Raw genomic sequence first — 273 nt, 5'->3', positions numbered from 1 at the left:
AGGCCAAGCCTGCATGGCGCGGATTCGCGGCGAGCCAGGCATGCGCCGCGCGGGCCAGCCGGCCGCGCTGGCGGGCGCCGACCGCCTCGTTGGCGCGGTCCCAGTCGGCGCGCGCCTTCACCTCGACGATGGCCAGCGTGGCCCCGCGCCGGGCGACGATGTCGATCTCGCCCATGGGGGTGCGCAGCCGCTGCGCCAGGATGCGGTAGCCGCGCAGCCGCAGGCTCAGCCGGCACAGCGCCTCGGCGTAGCGGCCGTAATCCTCGGCGCGGC

1 protein-coding gene is annotated in these 273 nt (G+C 77.3%); it reads right to left on the bottom strand.

The window, feature by feature from the left end:
• Positions 1 to 273 (bottom strand): YraN family protein (locus tag JT719_RS24730; RefSeq protein ID WP_207436442.1); only part of this gene is annotated, 273 nt, incomplete at both ends.

The sequence above is a fragment of the Sabulibacter ruber genome (genome assembly GCF_017355955.1).
Lineage (GTDB): Bacteria > Bacteroidota > Bacteroidia > Cytophagales > Hymenobacteraceae > Nibribacter > Nibribacter ruber_A.
The sequence above is the reverse complement of the archived record's forward strand: the minus strand, read 5'-3'. Positions and strand labels throughout refer to the sequence as shown.